This window comes from Kribbella kalugense (assembly GCF_004365875.1).
GTDB lineage: Bacteria > Actinomycetota > Actinomycetes > Propionibacteriales > Kribbellaceae > Kribbella > Kribbella kalugense.
The window spans coordinates 1,384,454-1,400,289 of sequence record NZ_SODF01000001.1 but is presented as its reverse complement, the minus strand read 5'-3'; the positions used below and the strand labels follow the sequence as shown (position 1 = coordinate 1,400,289).

Here is a 15,836-nt window from a genome sequence, read left to right as displayed (position 1 = left end):
GCCCATTGTCCCTGGTGAACGGCGGATTACCTGGCCACGACCCACCGTTGGGCCGATCTGAGCCTGCGGAGCGGTCTAGTCCACCGCTGCCGACGGTTCGGACCGGCGCAGGATGTACGCGGTCGGGGCCAGAGCGGACCCTATCGCCAGGATCAGACAAAGTCCGGCGATCCCCAGCAGCACACCCCACGGAACGGTCAGCGGTACGTCGATCAGCCCGGCCGTCATCGCGTGCCGGATCAGCACACCGACGGTGATCGTGATCGCGGTACCGAGGCTCAGCGCGACCGCACCGACCAGCGAGGACTCCCACAACACCATCCGCCGAATCTGCGCCGGCGTCGCACCCAACAGCCGTGACGTGACGAACTCGCGCCGACGCTGCAGACTGCCCATCAGCAGCGTGTTGGCGATTGCGATCGCGCTGTAGAACCCAGCCGGCCCGAGCAGCAGGATCAGACCGAGCTGATTCCCCTTGCGTACGCCGTCCGCCTGGTCGGCCTCCCACCGAGTCGCCAACTGAGCGTTCGGCAACCGCGTCACCAACGGCGCCGGGTCGACGTTCGCAGCCGGTACGACGAACTGCCGATCGGGAACCGCCTTCGGTGCGTGTGCGCGGACCAGGTCGAGCGGCAGCAGCAGCGACGGGTTCACGCCGAACGCGTCCTTCACGATCGCGACGACCCGGAGCTTCACCGAGGTCCGGTCGAGGAACGTCACTGGCACCTCGTCGCCGACTCGATAGTTCTCGAACCCGGACATCTCCTTGCTGACGGCAACGGTATTGCCGGTCAGCCCACGGAGATCGCCGGACAGCGCGACGAGATCACGGGTCCGGGTCGCCATCACCGGGTCGATGCCCTCCGCGTCCTCCAGTTGAGCGTCGTCCCGATCGATCCGGACCAGTTGCAGCGGCAGCCCCGCGTCAACCGTCTCGACACCCGGGAAGCGCGAGACGTCGGCGCCGCCGGTGACCACGATCGGTGCCTTGACGGCGTCGCGGATCTGGGCGCCGGCCGTATCGGCGGCAATGCTGAGGCTCAGCACGATCGAGCCCGCGATCGCCGAGATCGCCAGGATCGGCGCCGCCAACGACGCCGTACGCCGAGGCGCGGCGACCACGTTGCTGCGAGCCAGCCGCCCGGACACCCGCGTCCACGCCACCAGCGGCAGCGCCCAGAGCCGACCGACCAAAGGCACGATGAGCGGCGCGAGCAGCGTCAGCCCGATCACCATCACCATCGGTGCGAACATCGCCAGCGGTACGGCGCCGTCGCCGGTCGCGGGCCGGATCAGCGTGAGCATCGTGATCGCGCCCGCCATGAACAGCAGCCCGAAGATGATCCGCACCGGCCCGATCCGCGACCCCTCCAGCGCGGACTCCCGCAGTGCGTCGATCGGGCCGACCCGTCCAGCTCGGCGGGCGGCGGACCGCGCGCCGAGCATCGCGACCAGCAGTCCGGCGGCGACCGCGATGGCGAGCGGGATCCACGGCGCGGCGGGTTCGAGTTTCACCGGCGCCAGTTCGGAGTACGACGCCTTGCGGAGCAGGAGCGGGGTTGCTAGTTGGGCCAGGACCGCACCGGTGAGGGAGGCGGCGACTGCGACGACGAGGGCTTCGCCGAGCACCATTCGGCGTACCCGTCGCGGGGTTGCGCCAACCAGTCGGAGCAGGCCGAGCTCACGCCGACGGGAGGCGACCGCGAAGGCGAACGTGCTCGCGATGACGAAGATCGTGATGAACCCGCTGATCGTCCCGACCATGCTCAGGACGACCTGCAGACCGGAGACGTCCTCGCCGGACATGGGCACGTTCATCCGGCGTGGCTCAGCGCCGTCGCCGCCGAGTGTCATCACGCTGATGATCGAGCTGGCCGGGCCTTTGTAAGCGATGGTCGCGGCTGTCGCGGTTGCGGCCAGACCGAGCAGGAACACTCCGACTGCGAGTGCCACGAAGGAACCGGCGTACAGCGACCGGTGGCGGCTGACTGTCTGCCGGCTGAGGTAGAACATCATCGCTCCAGGTCACTCATCGACGCCGCGATCTGCGCCGGGGTGGCGCGATCGAGGTGGCCGGCGAGCAGCCCGTCGGACAGGAACAGCACGCGTTCGGCGTACGCCGCCGCGACCGGGTCGTGGGTGACCATCACGACGGTCTGCCCGGCGCGGTCGGTTGCCTCACGCAACAGCCCGAGGATCTGCCGGCTGGTGCCGCTGTCCAGCGCACCGGTCGGCTCGTCGGCGAAGAACACCGACGGCTTCGTGATCAGCGCCCGCGCGATCGCGACCCGCTGCTGCTGACCGCCAGACAGCTCCGCAGGCCGCCGCTTCGCCTTACCTTCCAGCCCGACCTGCTCCAGCACCCGATGTACGTCGGACCGGGACGGACGCCGCCCGGTCAGCCGGAGCGGCAGTGCGACGTTGTCGTACACGGTCAGGGACGGCAGCAGGTTGTAGGCCTGGAACACGAACCCCATCTCCGCCCGGCGCAGCTTGGTGAGCTCTACCTCGCTCAGCCCGCCGAGAGGCGCACCGTTGAGTACGACGGTGCCGTTGGTCGGCTGGTCGAGCCCGGCCGCGCACTGCAGCAGCGTCGACTTGCCGGAGCCGGACGGTCCCATGACGGCAGTAAACGAGCCGCGGGCGAACTGGTAGGTCACCCCACGCAGCGCGTCGACCGCTCCGGCCTTGGAACGGTACGTCTTGGTGATGCCGTCCAGCAGCAGCGCCGGCGGCTCGATGGGGGCGACGGTCGGATACGAAGGCGCAGTAGCGGTCATGGTTCCAGCGAACCGTCGTACGGCGATGTGCACCCTGGCCTGTGGGGGAGACCAGCGGTAGCGCGCACGCTACCGACCTGCGGGTTGTAGGGGCCCTAGGGTTGTGGAGTGGAGAGTCCGAAGACGGTGTGGGCAGCGCTGGCGTCGCCGCGCTACCTGATCTCGTCGTGGCCGTGGCGTAGCTACGGGTATCTCTTCACGTCGGTGCCGATGGGCGGGCTGGCGATCGGGGTCCTGATCGGGCTGGCGGCCCTGGGTGCGGTGCTCAGCCCGATTCTGATCGGGATTCTGTTGCTGACCGCGTTCCCGCTGGTCGGTGCGGCGATCGGTCGGGTCGAGCGGTGGCGTGCCGGGCTGATGCTGCTGGACGGCATCAGCAGTCCACACGCGAAGCTGCCGCGCACGCTTTCGCTCCGCCAGCGGCGGACGTTCCGCCGGCGCGAGCAGGCGTCGATGCGGGCTCTCGGGTACAGCTTCGTCCTCGGTGTGCTGCTCTGGCCGCTCAGCGCGTTGTTCGCGGGAATCAGCGCGACCGTCCTGGGCGTCTCCCTCGCCGCGCCGATTATCGCCGACGGCGACGAGATGGGCATGGGACCGTGGACGCTGGACACGTTCTGGGAAGGACTGCTGTTCTTGGTCCTGTTCACGCCGCCGTTCTACGTCGTCAGCTCGTACCTGCTCGGCGTCATCGCGGGAGCACAGGCATCGCTGGCGAAGGCGATGCTGGGGCCGCGCGAACAGGAGCTGCAGCGGAACCTGGCCGAGCTGCGTCGTTCACGGCTCGACCTGGTCGACGCGTTCGAGACCGAGCGGGTGCGGATCGAACGGCACCTCCACGACGGCGTACAGCAGCGGCTGGTCGGGCTGACCATGACGCTCGGGCTGGCCGAGCTGGACCTGCCTGAGGGTGACGGGCGGCGGTTGGTCGTGAAGGCGCACGCCGAGGCCGAGGCTGCGCTGGCCGACCTGCGGGCCGCGGTGCGTGGGATCCATCCGCGGGTGCTGGTCGATCACGGGCTGGAGGCCGCCGTACGGGAGGTGGCCGACCGGATGCCGCTCCCGGTGACGTTGCAGCTGTCGATCCCGATGCGTCTTCCGCCGCCGATCGAGGCCGCGGCGTACTTCGTGGTGAGCGAGGCGCTGGCGAACGTCGCGAAGCACGCCCAGGCCGCGAACTGCGAGGTGTCCGGCTGGGTCGACCGCGACCGGCTCGTCATCACGGTGCAGGACGACGGCATCGGTGGCGCGCGACTCGGCGCGGGGACCGGACTGACCGGGTTGGTGACGCGGTTGGACGCGTTGGGCGGCACACTCGACGTCGACAGCCCACCTGGAGGGCCGACCCGACTGAGGATGGAGTGCCCGTGCCGACTCGGCGACTGAGCATCGTGCTGGCCGAAGACTCGCTGCTGTTGCGGGAGGGTCTGGCCAGCATCCTGGATCGCGCCGGGCACGACGTACGGGACAGTGTCGGGGACGCGGACACCCTGCTGGCCGTCGTACGCAAAGATCCGCCGGACGTGGTCATCACTGACGTGCGGATGCCGCCCGGGCACAGTGACGAGGGTCTGCGGGCCGCGGCGGTGATCCGGGCGGAGCTGCCGGTCATCGGGATCCTGGTGCTCTCGCAGTACGTCGCGGATGCCTATCTCTCGTCGTTGCTGGAGACAACGAGCGGCGGGATCGGGTACCTGCTGAAGGACCGGGTCGGGCATGTGACGGAGTTCCTCGAGTCGCTGGACCGGGTCGCGGGTGGTGGCATGGTCGTGGATCCCGAGGTGGTCCGGCAGCTGCTGGCGCGGCGGCGGAACGACGGGCCGTTGGCCGCACTCACTCCGCGCGAGCTGGAGGTGCTCGCGCTGATGGCGGAGGGTCGGGTGAACGCGTCGATCGCGGAGCAGTTGGTCGTGAGCGAGGCCGCCGTACGCAAGCACGTGGGAAACATTTTCGCCAAACTGCGGTTGGAAGATGGGTTGGACCGGCGTGTATCCGCGGTGCTGACTTATCTGAGGGGCTGAAGATGGACGAGACGATCCGGAAGATCCTGGCGGACTGCGAGACCTGGGCGGTCGTCGGGCTGTCGAACAACACGAGCCGGGCGGCGTACGGCGTGGCTCGGTTCCTGCAGAGTCACGGGAAGCGGATCGTGCCGGTGCATCCGTCCGCATCGACGGTGCACGGTGAGAAGGGATACGCGACGCTCGCGGAGATCCCGTTCCCGGTGGACTGCGTGGACGTGTTCGTCCGCTCGCAGCTGGCCGGCGACATCGCGGACCAGGCGGTGGGAATCAACGCGAAGGCGGTGTGGTTCCAGCTCGGTGTAGTGGATCAGGACGCCTATACACGGACGACGGCCGCGGGTCTCACCATGGTGATGAACCATTGCCCGGCGATCGAGTGGGGACGCCTCGGACCGGCCTCTGAAAGTGTGACCAGATCCTGATCAGCAGCCAGCGGCGTACGACGCGAAGTACACCGAAGACATCGGGATGACTCCGGACCAGTTCCACGCGTCGTACTCGGTCCTGATCCGGATCACCCCGGAGAAGCTCAGAGGCTTCTAGTTGAGGTAGCCCTCGACGGTGTCGGCCGAGCGGGGCTGGGCCTCGTCGGGGTTCTCGCCGAACTCGCGCCGCGCACGCCGCTGGCGGAGCAGGTCCCAGCACTGGTCCAGCTCGACCTCGACGGCCTTCAGCCGGGCGTGCTCGTCGGCGTCGTTGATCTGCCCGGCGGCGTGCTTGGCCCGAAGGTCCTTCTCCTCTGCGACCAGCTCGTCGATCCGGCTGATGATGCTCTTGTCGTCGGTCATGAGCAAAATGTACGCCGCTACTTGAAGTCGGCCTCGTCGTAGGTGTGCCCGCCGTCCGACCCGTTCTGCACCTTCTCCGCCTCGTCGGCGCGCAGCTCCACCCGCCGGATCTTCCCGGAGATCGTCTTAGGCAGCTCGGCGAACTCGAGCCGCCGGATCCGTTTGTACGGCGCCAGGTGCTCCCGACAGAACGCCAGGATCTCCCCGGCCAGCTCCCGTGACGGCTCGTGACCGGCCGCGAGGACGACGTACGCCTTGGGTACGGCGAGCCTCACCGGGTCCGGCGACGGTACGACGGCTGCTTCGGCGACGGCCGGGTGCTCGATCAGCACCGACTCGAGCTCGAACGGCGAGATCCGGTAGTCGCTGGCCTTGAACACGTCGTCCGAGCGTCCGACGTACGTGATGTAGCCGTCCGCGTCCCGGCTGGCGACGTCACCGGTGTGGTAGTACCCGTTGCGCATCACCTCGGCGGTCAGCTCGTCGGCGTCGCGGTAGCCGCGCATCAGCGGGACCGGTGCGGGCGCCAGCTCGATGCAGATCTCGCCGTCGTCGCCGATCTCGTCGGTCGACGGGTCGATCAGCGCGATGCTGTACCCGGGCAGCGGCCGGCCCATCGAGCCGAGCTTCACCGGCTGACCGGGCGGGTTGCCGATCTGCGCGGTCGTCTCGGTCTGGCCGTATCCGTCCCGGATGGTGATGCCCCAGGCGTTGCGGACCTGCTCGATCACCTCGGGGTTCAGCGGTTCGCCGGCCGAGATGCACTCACGGATCCGTACGTCGACCGCGGACAGGTCGGCTTGGATCAGCATCCGCCACACCGTCGGCGGTGCGCAGAAGGTGGTCACGCCGTACTCCTGCAGGACCTGGAGCATCCGCTCGGCGTTGAAGCGCGTGTAGTTGTAGAGAAAGACGGTCGCACCGGCGTTCCACGGCGCGAACAGGTTGCTCCACGAGTGCTTCGCCCAGCCGGGTGAGGACACGTTGAGGTGTACGTCGCCGGGCTGCAGGCCGATCCAGTACATCGTCGACAGATGGCCGAGCGGGTAGCTGACCTGAGTGTGCTCGACCAGCTTCGGCTGACTCGTCGTACCGGACGTGAAGTACAGCAGCAGCGAGTCGTCCGCGGCGGTCTCTACCTCGGGTACGGCGCCGTCGTACGAGGCCGCGTCGTCGTAGTGGAGCCAACCGTCGGCCGGTGAGCCGACGGCGACCCGGATGCAGTCATCCGCGATCCCGGCGTACCGGCCGGCGTCGGCGCCGCTGGTGACCACGGCCCGGACGTTGCCGCGGGTAATCCGGTCGGCCAGATCGGCGTCGGTGAGCAGAGTGGTCGCGGGGATCATCACCGCGCCGGCCCGGATGCAGCCGAGCATCGTCTCCCACAGCTCGACCTGGTTGCCGAGCACGATCAGCACGCGGTCGCCTGGTTTCAGCCCGGCCGCGGTGAGCCAGCCGGCGACCTTGCGAGACTGCTCGGCCATCTCGGCGTACGTCCGGGAGGTGACCTCGCCGTCCTCCTCGACGATCGTCAGCGCGGCCATCTCGGGCTGCTCGACCGCGAGCGCGTCGAACCAGTCATGCGCCCAGTTGAACCGCTCGAACGCCGGCCAACTGAAGTCCCGGTACGCCGTCTCGTAGTCCTCCCGATGCGCGACCAGAAAATCCCGCGCCGCCCGAAACTCCCGCGTGACGTCCGAAGTGCTCTGCTCCGTGGCCATGTCCCGCACATTACCCATTGAGTACGAGAACTGACCCCGTGACCACGAGTGGCGTGAGAATCAGGCCGCGCCACAGGAACGACCACCAGGAGATCTCGACTCGGGCGGCGTCGCACCGGGCTCGCCAGAGCAGGGTGGCCAGTGAGCCCCAGAGTGTGAGTAGGCAGCCGCAGTTGACGCCGATGAGGAGCGCCATCATCCGGTGTGGGCTGTTCGAGGCGACCGGCTCCATGGCGAGGTACGCCGGGAGGTTGTCGAAGAGATTCGCCCCGACTGAAGCCGTTGCGCTCAACCGCAGCTCCGAGGTCGTACCGGCGATCCGGCGGAGCAGGTCCTCCAGACCGTGGTTGCTGAGGAAACCGACGACCGTGAACAGCACCACGACCGTGATGACCAGCTTGAACGGGATCAGCGTCCACCGCAGCACGCTGCGCCGACGGATCGCGAACAGGACGACCAGCACGATCGCTCCGACACTGGCCGGGTACGCGACCTCGACACCCGACACAAACGCCGGCCCGAGCAGCAGACAGACCACAGCACAGCCCCAGAACAGGACCTTGTCCTCCACATCAGGTGTCGCCGGTACGACGTATTTGCGCGGCAGATCGCGGTGGAAGAGCACAGCGAGTACTGCGACCGTGATCAGGATGGACGCGATCGCCGGCCGCCAACTCACGGCGATGAAGTTGGCGTCCAACTGGCGGAACGGATGCTGGGCCAACAGGTTCGTGAGATTGGACACCGGTAACAGCAACGACGCCGTACCGGCCAGCCAGACCGTGGTGAACGCGAACAGCTTCGGCGGGATGTCCAGCTGGCGTGCCATCGACAGCACCACCGGGGTCAGCAGCACCGCGCAGGTGTCCAGTGACAGCACAATCGTCAAGCCTGTGGCGAGAACCACGACCAGCAGCCACAGCCGCCAGACCCGGCCGCGGGCGAGGTGCGCGGCTTCCCGGGCCGCGACATCGAACACCTTGGCCTGGTCGGCCAGCTCGGCGATGACGGTCACGGCAATCAGGAACACCAGCACCGGTGCGATCCGCGCGACCAAATTCACGACCTCCGAGGTGACTCTTTGAGTACGCTGGCGCCATGACCGGGCCCGCCGACAACGAGCTCCAGTATGACCACGAGCTCCCCGACGGCTATCCGGAGGAGTACGAGGCCGACGTCGTCCTCCGGGACGGCGCGACCGCGCATCTCCGCCCGATCACGCCCGCCGACGCCGAGCTGCTGGTGGCGTTCTACGCGCGGGTGTCCGAGCAGTCGAAGTACTACCGCTTCTTCGCCCCGTACCCGGAACTGTCCGATCGAGACGTGGCGAGGTTCACTCAGGTCGACTACCACGACCGGCTCGCGCTGATCGTCACCGTCGGTGACGAGATGATCGGCGTCGGGCGGTACGAGCGGACCGGGCGGCACACCGCGGAGGTGGCGTTCCTGATCGAGGACGCACACCAGGGCCGCGGGCTCGGCCAGCTGTTCCTGGAGCACCTGGCCCAGGCGGCCCGGGAGAACGGCATCCACCGGTTCGTCGCCGAGGTGCTGCCGGACAACCGGAAGATGATCACGGTCTTCACCGAGGCCGGCTACAAGGTCGCCCGGGAGTTCGAGGACGGCGTGATCGTGGTCGAGTTCGACATCGCGCCGACGGACACCTCGTTCGGCGTGATGCAGGCTCGCGAGCAACGGTCCGAGGCACTGTCGATCGCGCGCCTGCTGACCCCGTCGTCGGTTGCCGTCATCGGTGCGAGCCGGCGCGAGGGCACGATCGGCAACGCACTGCTGCGCAACGTCCGCGACGGCGGCTTCCCGGGCCGGTTGTACGCCGTGAACACCGACACGAAGGCCAACGAGATCGAGGGCATCCCGGCGTACCCGACGATCCGGGACGTCGCCGACACCGTCGACCTGGCCGTGGTCGCGGTGAAGGCGGAGATGGTCGCGGACGTGGTCCTGGACTGCGCGGCGAAGGGCGTGCGCGGGCTGGTCGTGGTGTCCAGCGGGTTCGCGGAGATCGGGGACGAAGGCCGGAAGCGGCAGCGGTACCTGGTCGGACTCGCGCGGTCGTACGGCATGCGGGTGATCGGGCCGAACGCGCTTGGCGTTCTCAACACTGCGCCCGGGGTGTCGCTGAACGCCACCTTGTCGCCGCTGATGCCGAGCCGGGGAAGGGTGGCGTTCTTCTGCCAGTCGGGCGCGCTCGGGGTGCCGATCCTGGCTGACATGGCCGCGCGTGGCCTTGGGCTGTCGACCTTCGTCTCGGCCGGCAACCGGGCCGATGTGTCGGGCAACGACCTGATGCAGTACTGGTACTCCGACGAGGCGACCGAGGTCGTCCTGCTGTACCTGGAGTCGCTCGGCAACCCGCGCAAGTTCAGCCGGGTCTCGCGCCGCTTGGCAGGTCGGAAGCCGGTGATCGCGCTCAAGTCCGGGCGCTCGACGCAGGGCGTCCCGGTCGGTCAGCTGATCCGGCGCAGCAAGTTGCCACCGGCCACCGTCGAGTCGATGTTCCGGCAGAGCGGCCTGATCGGGGTAGACACGACTGGCGAACTTTTCGATGTCGCTCAGTTGCTCGCACACCAGCCGCTGCCGAAGGGGCGCCGAGTCGCGATCGTCTCGAACTCCGACGCCTTGACGCTGCTCGCACTGGACTCGATGGCGGGCGTCGGCCTGGAGGTGGCAGGTGAGCCGCAGAACCTGAGCGCGGACGCGACCGCCTCGGACTTCGGAGTGGCCTTGTCCGAGGTATTCGCCGACGACCGCGTTCACTCCGTCGTGGTCATCTACACGCCGCCGGTGCTGTCGAACGGCGCGGAGGTCGCTCAGGTGCTGGCCGCGGCGGCCGCGGGTTCGGACAAGCCGGTCGTGTCGACGTTCCTCGCCTCCCGCAGCGTCCCTGAAGAGCTGCGAGTGCCGGACGAGGACGGTGGCGCTGCCCGCGGTTCGATCCCGTCGTTCCTCAATCCGCAGTACGCCGTCGGTGCGCTGGCGAAGGCGACGCAGTACGCCGAGTGGCGGCGCAGGTCGGACAGCCGGATCCCGGACCTCCCGGAGGTGGACACCGCCGGGGCAGAGGACTTCGTCTCGGAGTTCCTGCAGCGGCACCCGCAGGGCGCGTACCTGGACGAGGCGGATCGGCAGCGGCTGCTGAGCTTCTACGGGATTTCGGTGCTGCCGGCGTTCCCGGTGCTGAGCGCGGACGAGGCGGTCGACCGGGCCGCGGACCTTGGTTTCGAGGTGATCCTGAAGGCGACCGCGGAGCAGTGGCGGATGCGGCCGGACCTGGCCGACATCTGGCGGCACATCCACGACGAGGGCGACATGCGGGCGGCCTGGGCGGAGATGACCCAGATGTTCGGGGTCGCGTCCGATCCGGCGCGGGCGCAGTTCGTCGTACAGAAGATGGCGCCACCGGGAGTGCCGGTGGTGATCTCGACGATCGAGGACGTGTCGTTCGGACCGGTGGTCACGTTCGGCTTGTCCGGGGTCGCGACAGATCTGCTGGGGGACCGGTCGTACCGGATGCCGCCGTTGACCACGCGGGACGCGGCCGAGATGGTCCGTGAGGTGAAGGCGGCTCCCTTGCTGTACGGGTACCGCGGCTCAGACCCGGTCGACATCCCGGCGATCGAGGACCTGCTGCATCGGGTGTCCCGGCTGACCCTCGACCTCGAGGAGGTCGTCCGCCTCGATCTCCGTTCGGTGCTGGTCGCGGCCCAGGGGGCGACCATCCTCGACACTAGGGTCCGGATCGCGCCAAACGAGAAGCCTCGTCAGGACACCCCGGCACGCCGCCTCACGTAGATGCTGTTCTCACGGTCGAGTAGAAGTGCATCGACCAGGTTGCGGCGGAGCGCGGCGTGGTCCGGGTGCCAGCGGTTGAGGATCTCGTTGACCTCGGACTCCGGGTAGCTCCGGCCCACCTCGAAGCTCTGCGCCAGGTACTCGAGCACGATCTGGAGCTTCTCCGGGAACGTCGGGAAATGCGTCAGCCGCCCGTCGCGGATGAACGACTTCAGCACGTTGTCGCGGGCCGGATCCGGATCGAGCGGCACCCGCTCGGGACGGCTCTGTCGTACGGCGTCCTTGAACGCGGCCTCGTCGGCGGTGAACCCGTCCCGGCTGGCCTCGATCAGCCCGCCCTTGGTCAGCCGTTGCAGCGCCTTGACCACGACCGGTGCGGCGAGTCCGGTGCTGCCGGCAACCTGCTCGGGAGTGGAGGCGCCGAGGACGATCGCGGAGTACGTGCGCAACCTCGACGGTTCGGCCAGCAGACCACAGAGCTGATCGGCGTTCATACATTTCACGCTAACGCTCGCCGCAACCGGATTATGATCCGCAGCATGCAACCTGGTCTGCACAATGCGATCACCGATGTCCCCGGAGTCCTTGTCGGCCAGGTGGAGCGCGTCGACGCGCCGTACCTCACCGGTACGACGGTCATCCACGTGCCACTCACCGCCGTCGCCGGTGTCGACGTCCGCGGCGGTGCACCCGGCACTCGCGAGACGGACCTGCTGTCGCCGGTCAACTCGAACGGCGGCGTGAACGCGATCGTGCTGACCGGCGGGAGCGCGTTCGGTCTCGACACGGCCGGCGGCGTGATGCGCTGGCTCGAGGAGCGCGGCGAAGGTGTGCGCGTCGGGCAGGGCGAGTACGACGTCGTACCGATCGTGCCGACCGCGGTGATCTTCGACCTCGCCCGCGGCGGCGACTTCAAGGCGCGGCCGGAGCCGTCCTGGGGAGCGGACGCGATCGCCGCCGCCACCTCCGGACCAGTTGCCCTGGGCAACCATGGAGCCGGGGCCGGTGCGCGGGCGCGCTCGTTGAAGGGCGGCGTCGGCTCGGCCAGCGTGCGGCTTGACGACGGTACGACGGTCGGCGCGCTGGTGATCGTGAACGCGGCCGGCTCGACGGTCGACGCCGACGGCAACTTGTACGGCGCTCGCCTTGGTCTCGGTGACGAGTTCGGCCATCTGCGAACGCCGGTTGAGCCCCCGCCACCGGCGGCGCCTGGTCGCAACCTGATCCCGGGGCCGTCGATGAACACGGTGATCGCGGTGGTGGCGACCGACGTACCGCTCGACAAGGCGGCGACGCAGCGGATGGCGATGGTTGCGCACGACGGGCTCGCGCGGGCGATCGATCCGATTCACACGCTGGTCGATGGCGACAGCATCTTCGCGCTGTCCACCCGGGTGGCCGAGGACGATCGGCAGCGGCTGAGTGTCACGGATCCGCTGGCGCTCGGGCAGTTGGAGACGGCGTACGCGGCGGGTGCGCGGACGCTGTCGCGGGCGATCGTGCACGCGATGCTGAACGCCGAGTCCGTGGAGACGCCGGGCGGCACGATTCCGAGCTACCGGGACGCCTATCCGTCGGCGTTCGCTGAGGCCTGACGTACGACTGGAGTCGTACGCCGTAGCGTCGAAGGACGACAACAAGACCGGTCCACGGGCGGACGATCGCCGGTGCGGTTCGCGAAAGGCTCTGGGTATGAGTTTCCAGAGTCCCCAGTCGCAGGTCGTCCTCAGTGGTCACGGCCTGGTCAAGTACTACGGCGACGTGGTCGGCCTGGCCGGCGTGGATGTCGCCGTCCGGTCCGGCGAGGCGCTTGCGGTGATGGGCCCGAGCGGCAACGGCAAGACCACCCTCCTGCATGTGCTGGCCGGCATCCTCACGCCGGACCAGGGAGAGGTGTGGCTGGGCGGTGAACGCGTAGACCAGCTGAACGACGCCGCCCGGACGGTACTACGTCGCCGTCGTCTCGGCTTCGTGTTCCAGGACAACCAGCTGCTCGCCGAGCTGCCTGCTGACGAGAACGTGGCGCTGCCACTCATGGTCGACGGGCTGAGCCGGCGGGACGCGATCGGCCGGGCGCGCGACACGCTGGCGCAGGTTGGGCTTGCTGCTGAGGTCGGGCGACGGCCTGGCGAGCTGTCCGGTGGTCAGGCGCAGCGCGTCGCGATTGCTCGTGCACTGGTCGGCGAGCCCCAGGTGGTGTTCGCCGACGAGCCGACCGGCGCTCTGGACGCCGCTACTGGCTCCCAGGTCATCGACTTGCTGGTTGGTGCGGCTACCTATCGCGGCGCGGCAGTAGTAGTGGTCACTCACGACAACGCAGTAGCCGCCCGCTGCCACCGGGCTCTCCACATCGTCGACGGTCGCGTGTCCGCTGGGATGGGGGTCGGACGATGAACCCGATGACCGAACTCGGGCTGCGGTTTGTACGGCGGCCAGGGCCTGGCGGACGGGCCGCCAACTTGGCTGCGCTGGGCGCGACGGCTGTGGTCGCGTTGCTGGTCACGTTTCTCATTGCTGGTTCACTCGGGTTGTCGCATCGGTCGGACCGGATCGGGTGGCGCAGCGCGGACAAGGCCGACCCGGCGACAGCGATCGGCATGCTGAATCTGGACGACGACCAGCGCGTGGCCGGACACCGGATGAGCGTCCTCGACCTCGCAACGCTCCGTCCCAACGAACTCCCGCCACCACCCGGCCTCGACCACACCCCGAAGCCCGGCGAGGTCTTCGTATCGCCCGAGGTCGCCAAGCACTGGTCCAGCCTCAGCACGCAGTACGGCGTCGAGCAGCCGACCGGCGTGATCAGCGAGAAGGGCCTGTCCTCGCCGGAGGAGTACATCGTCATCCGCGGCGTCAAAACGATCTCCGCTGACGACCATCCGCAGTACGTCAGCAGCTGGAACGAAGATGTCTGGGACAGCCGGATGGTTGGCCTGCTGATCGCTGTGGCCTTCGGCATCACTCTGGTGCTGTTCCCGATCCTGAGCCTCGTCGGTCAGGCGGCCGGGGTAGCGGCCAAGCGCCGCGAGCACAGATTGGCTGCTCTGCGACTGGCAGGTGCCACGCGGACCCAGGTGCTCTGGCTGAGCGCAGTAGAACAGGCCGTACTCGGTCTGGCCGGCGCTGTGGTCGGACTGGTCGGCTACACCGTTCTGAGTCCACTGATCGCCCGCATCCCGCTTGGCGGTGGACGCTGGTACGTCGCTGACATCACCGTCAACTGGTGGACAGTCCTTCTCGTCCTGTTCGCCGTACCCATCCTGTCTGTGGTGAGTGCACTGATCGGGCTGGGTCGGGTCAGCATCACCCCGCTTGGCGTCGTACGCGGTCAGACCCGTAAGAGGGTCAGCGTGCTTCGTCTTGGGCTGCTGGTGATCGGTCCGCTGGTCCTGGCGTACTACGGGATGCAGGCGGCTCTGCTGCCGTTGCTGATCGGAGTCGGGTTCGCTGCACTCGCCGTACGGATCATCGGGCCGTGGGCCGTGCAGATCGTCGGCAAAACCATGGCGAACCTGGCAAACGGACCTGTGGCGCTGCTGGCCGGTCGTCGGCTTGTTGATGATCCGAAGGGCGCTTTTCGGCCTGTTGCCGCGCTAGTGCTGTCGGGCTTCGTCACCGGGTTCATCTCGGTGTTCATGCCGCCTGGTGACGACGACCCGAGCTTCCATGACATGCGGATCGGCGTGGCGCTGCTGCTGTCACTGGTGTTCCTGACTGTCGCCGCGTCCACTGCAGCAGGTGCGGTCGGTACGGCGCTGGACCAGGCGGCTCCGGCTCGGGCGCTGCGGCGGTCCGGCGTACCACTGCGGGTGATCGAGCGGTCCGCTCGACTGGCGGCCGTCGTACCCGTCATTGGGGTTGGACTGCCGGTGGTCGGGTTCGGTGCGCTCTGTGGGCTGGCGTTGAGCGGCGGCAAGGTGATCACGCAGGGAAGTTCCGGCATCCTGCTGCTGATCGGGCAGGTCGTGGCCGGGCTGGTCCTGGTCGCGGTCGCAGGCGCCGCCGGTGCGCCGGTACTGCGGAAGGCAAGTGCGAACTGATCGCGGTTATCCACAAGGGTGAACCGTCCGGGCGCGCGATCGTGCAAGGATAGAGGGCATGCGTGACCTGAATACGCCGGAGCTCGCGGACGCGTCGGCGGACCTGCGCGAGGCGATCGACCGGTGCGGCTACTACCCCGATGTGGTGACGGATTCGCTCGAGGTGGCGATCGCCGGCGAGCCGATCCGGGCCTATGTGCTGCAGCACGAGCCGACGTTCGACCGCGACGAGGTCCGGCGGCACATCACCATCCTGGCGCTCACCTCGACCCGGCTGATCGTCGGCCACACCGACGAACACGCCGCCGACGAGCTGATCCGCGCGCCGTACGCGTCGACCTCCACCGAGGCGATCCCGCTGCAGCGAGTCAACGCCGTGGTCGTCAACCGCGTCGTACCGAACCCGGCCGGTTACGCCTCGGGCAAGTCCGACCCGGCGGTGGCCGGCGCCGGTGAGGTGGTGCTAACGATCGGGTGGGGCATGGTCAACCGGATCGACCTCGAGCCGGCCGTCTGCGCGGACCCGAACTGCGAGGCCGACCACGGGTACACCGGTTCGGTCGCGGCCGACGACATCTCGCTGCGGATCAGCGCCGCGGCCGACGGGCCGGCGGGGATCCAGCAGGTGCTCGAGTTCGCGAAGGCGCTGTCGTTCGCGACCAGCAGGTAGTGC

At 68.5% G+C, this 15,836-nt stretch carries 14 protein-coding genes; 8 read left to right on the top strand and 6 right to left on the bottom strand.

The window, feature by feature from the left end; genetic code table 11:
- Positions 1–75: 75 nt before the first annotated feature.
- Together EV650_RS06570 and EV650_RS06565 are read right to left on the bottom strand one after the other, a co-directional pair.
- Entirely contained in the window at positions 76–2,016 is a 1,941-nt protein-coding gene (locus EV650_RS06570) for an FtsX-like permease family protein (RefSeq protein ID WP_238174050.1), read from the bottom strand.
- Positions 2,013–2,780 (bottom strand): ABC transporter ATP-binding protein, encoded by a 768-nt coding sequence (locus EV650_RS06565; protein ID WP_134116351.1) that lies wholly within the window; start codon positions 2,778–2,780, stop codon positions 2,013–2,015. The genes EV650_RS06570 and EV650_RS06565 overlap by 4 nt, the downstream gene beginning before the upstream one ends.
- 108 nt (positions 2,781–2,888) lie before the next feature.
- Between EV650_RS06565 and EV650_RS06560 the strand changes: the two genes are divergently transcribed.
- The 3 genes from EV650_RS06560 to EV650_RS06550 are packed head-to-tail and all read left to right on the top strand — an operon-like array spanning position 2,889 to position 5,223.
- Complete coding sequence (locus tag EV650_RS06560; protein ID WP_134116349.1) at positions 2,889–4,163, top strand: sensor histidine kinase; 1,275 nt, start codon at positions 2,889–2,891, stop codon at positions 4,161–4,163.
- Complete coding sequence (locus tag EV650_RS06555) at positions 4,145–4,798, top strand: response regulator transcription factor (RefSeq protein ID WP_134116347.1); 654 nt, start codon at positions 4,145–4,147, stop codon at positions 4,796–4,798. The genes EV650_RS06560 and EV650_RS06555 overlap by 19 nt, the downstream gene beginning before the upstream one ends.
- A gap of 2 nt (positions 4,799–4,800) precedes the next feature.
- The gene (locus tag EV650_RS06550) at positions 4,801–5,223 is read left to right on the top strand and encodes a CoA-binding protein (RefSeq protein WP_202874414.1); all 423 of its coding nucleotides are present in this window, start codon (positions 4,801–4,803) and stop codon (positions 5,221–5,223) included.
- Between the two features lie 117 nt (positions 5,224–5,340).
- Here the strand turns inward: EV650_RS06550 and EV650_RS06540 are convergent, their stop codons facing one another.
- The 3 genes from EV650_RS06540 to EV650_RS06530 are packed head-to-tail and all read right to left on the bottom strand — an operon-like array spanning position 5,341 to position 8,373.
- The gene (locus EV650_RS06540; protein ID WP_134116343.1) at positions 5,341–5,589 is read right to left on the bottom strand and encodes a DUF2630 family protein; all 249 of its coding nucleotides are present in this window, start codon (positions 5,587–5,589) and stop codon (positions 5,341–5,343) included.
- 17 nt (positions 5,590–5,606) lie between these two features.
- Positions 5,607–7,310: an AMP-binding protein gene (locus tag EV650_RS06535; RefSeq protein ID WP_134116341.1), complete on the bottom strand. Its 1,704-nt coding sequence runs from the start codon at positions 7,308–7,310 to the stop codon at positions 5,607–5,609.
- A 10-nt stretch (positions 7,311–7,320) separates the two neighbouring features.
- The gene (locus EV650_RS06530; protein ID WP_134116339.1) at positions 7,321–8,373 is read right to left on the bottom strand and encodes an ArsB/NhaD family transporter; all 1,053 of its coding nucleotides are present in this window, start codon (positions 8,371–8,373) and stop codon (positions 7,321–7,323) included.
- Between the two features lie 35 nt (positions 8,374–8,408).
- Here EV650_RS06530 and EV650_RS06525 point away from each other — a divergent pair, with 35 nt between their 5' ends.
- Positions 8,409–11,123, top strand: coding sequence for a bifunctional acetate--CoA ligase family protein/GNAT family N-acetyltransferase (locus tag EV650_RS06525; RefSeq protein ID WP_134116338.1), 2,715 nt, complete (start codon positions 8,409–8,411; stop codon positions 11,121–11,123).
- On the opposite strand, the gene EV650_RS06520 is transcribed toward EV650_RS06525, so the two are convergent.
- The gene (locus EV650_RS06520; RefSeq protein WP_134116336.1) at positions 11,093–11,617 is read right to left on the bottom strand and encodes a DUF2087 domain-containing protein; all 525 of its coding nucleotides are present in this window, start codon (positions 11,615–11,617) and stop codon (positions 11,093–11,095) included. The genes EV650_RS06525 and EV650_RS06520 overlap by 31 nt on opposite strands.
- Before the next feature lie 45 nt (positions 11,618–11,662).
- On the opposite strand from EV650_RS06520, the gene EV650_RS06515 reads away from it, so the two are divergent.
- The 4 genes from EV650_RS06515 to EV650_RS06500 all read left to right on the top strand — a co-directional run bounded on the left by EV650_RS06515 (position 11,663) and on the right by EV650_RS06500 (position 15,833).
- Positions 11,663–12,718, top strand: coding sequence for a P1 family peptidase (locus EV650_RS06515; protein WP_134116334.1), 1,056 nt, complete (start codon positions 11,663–11,665; stop codon positions 12,716–12,718).
- A gap of 97 nt (positions 12,719–12,815) precedes the next feature.
- A complete protein-coding gene (locus tag EV650_RS06510; protein ID WP_134116332.1) occupies positions 12,816–13,517 on the top strand; it encodes an ABC transporter ATP-binding protein in 702 nt (233 codons plus the stop codon).
- 5 nt (positions 13,518–13,522) lie between these two features.
- Positions 13,523–15,163 carry an FtsX-like permease family protein gene (locus tag EV650_RS06505; RefSeq protein WP_238174049.1) on the top strand — a complete coding sequence of 547 codons (1,641 nt, stop codon included), beginning with the start codon at positions 13,523–13,525 and terminating at the stop codon, positions 15,161–15,163.
- A gap of 58 nt (positions 15,164–15,221) precedes the next feature.
- Positions 15,222–15,833 (top strand): DUF5998 family protein, encoded by a 612-nt coding sequence (locus tag EV650_RS06500; RefSeq protein WP_134116328.1) that lies wholly within the window; start codon positions 15,222–15,224, stop codon positions 15,831–15,833.
- Positions 15,834–15,836: the final 3 nt, after the last annotated feature.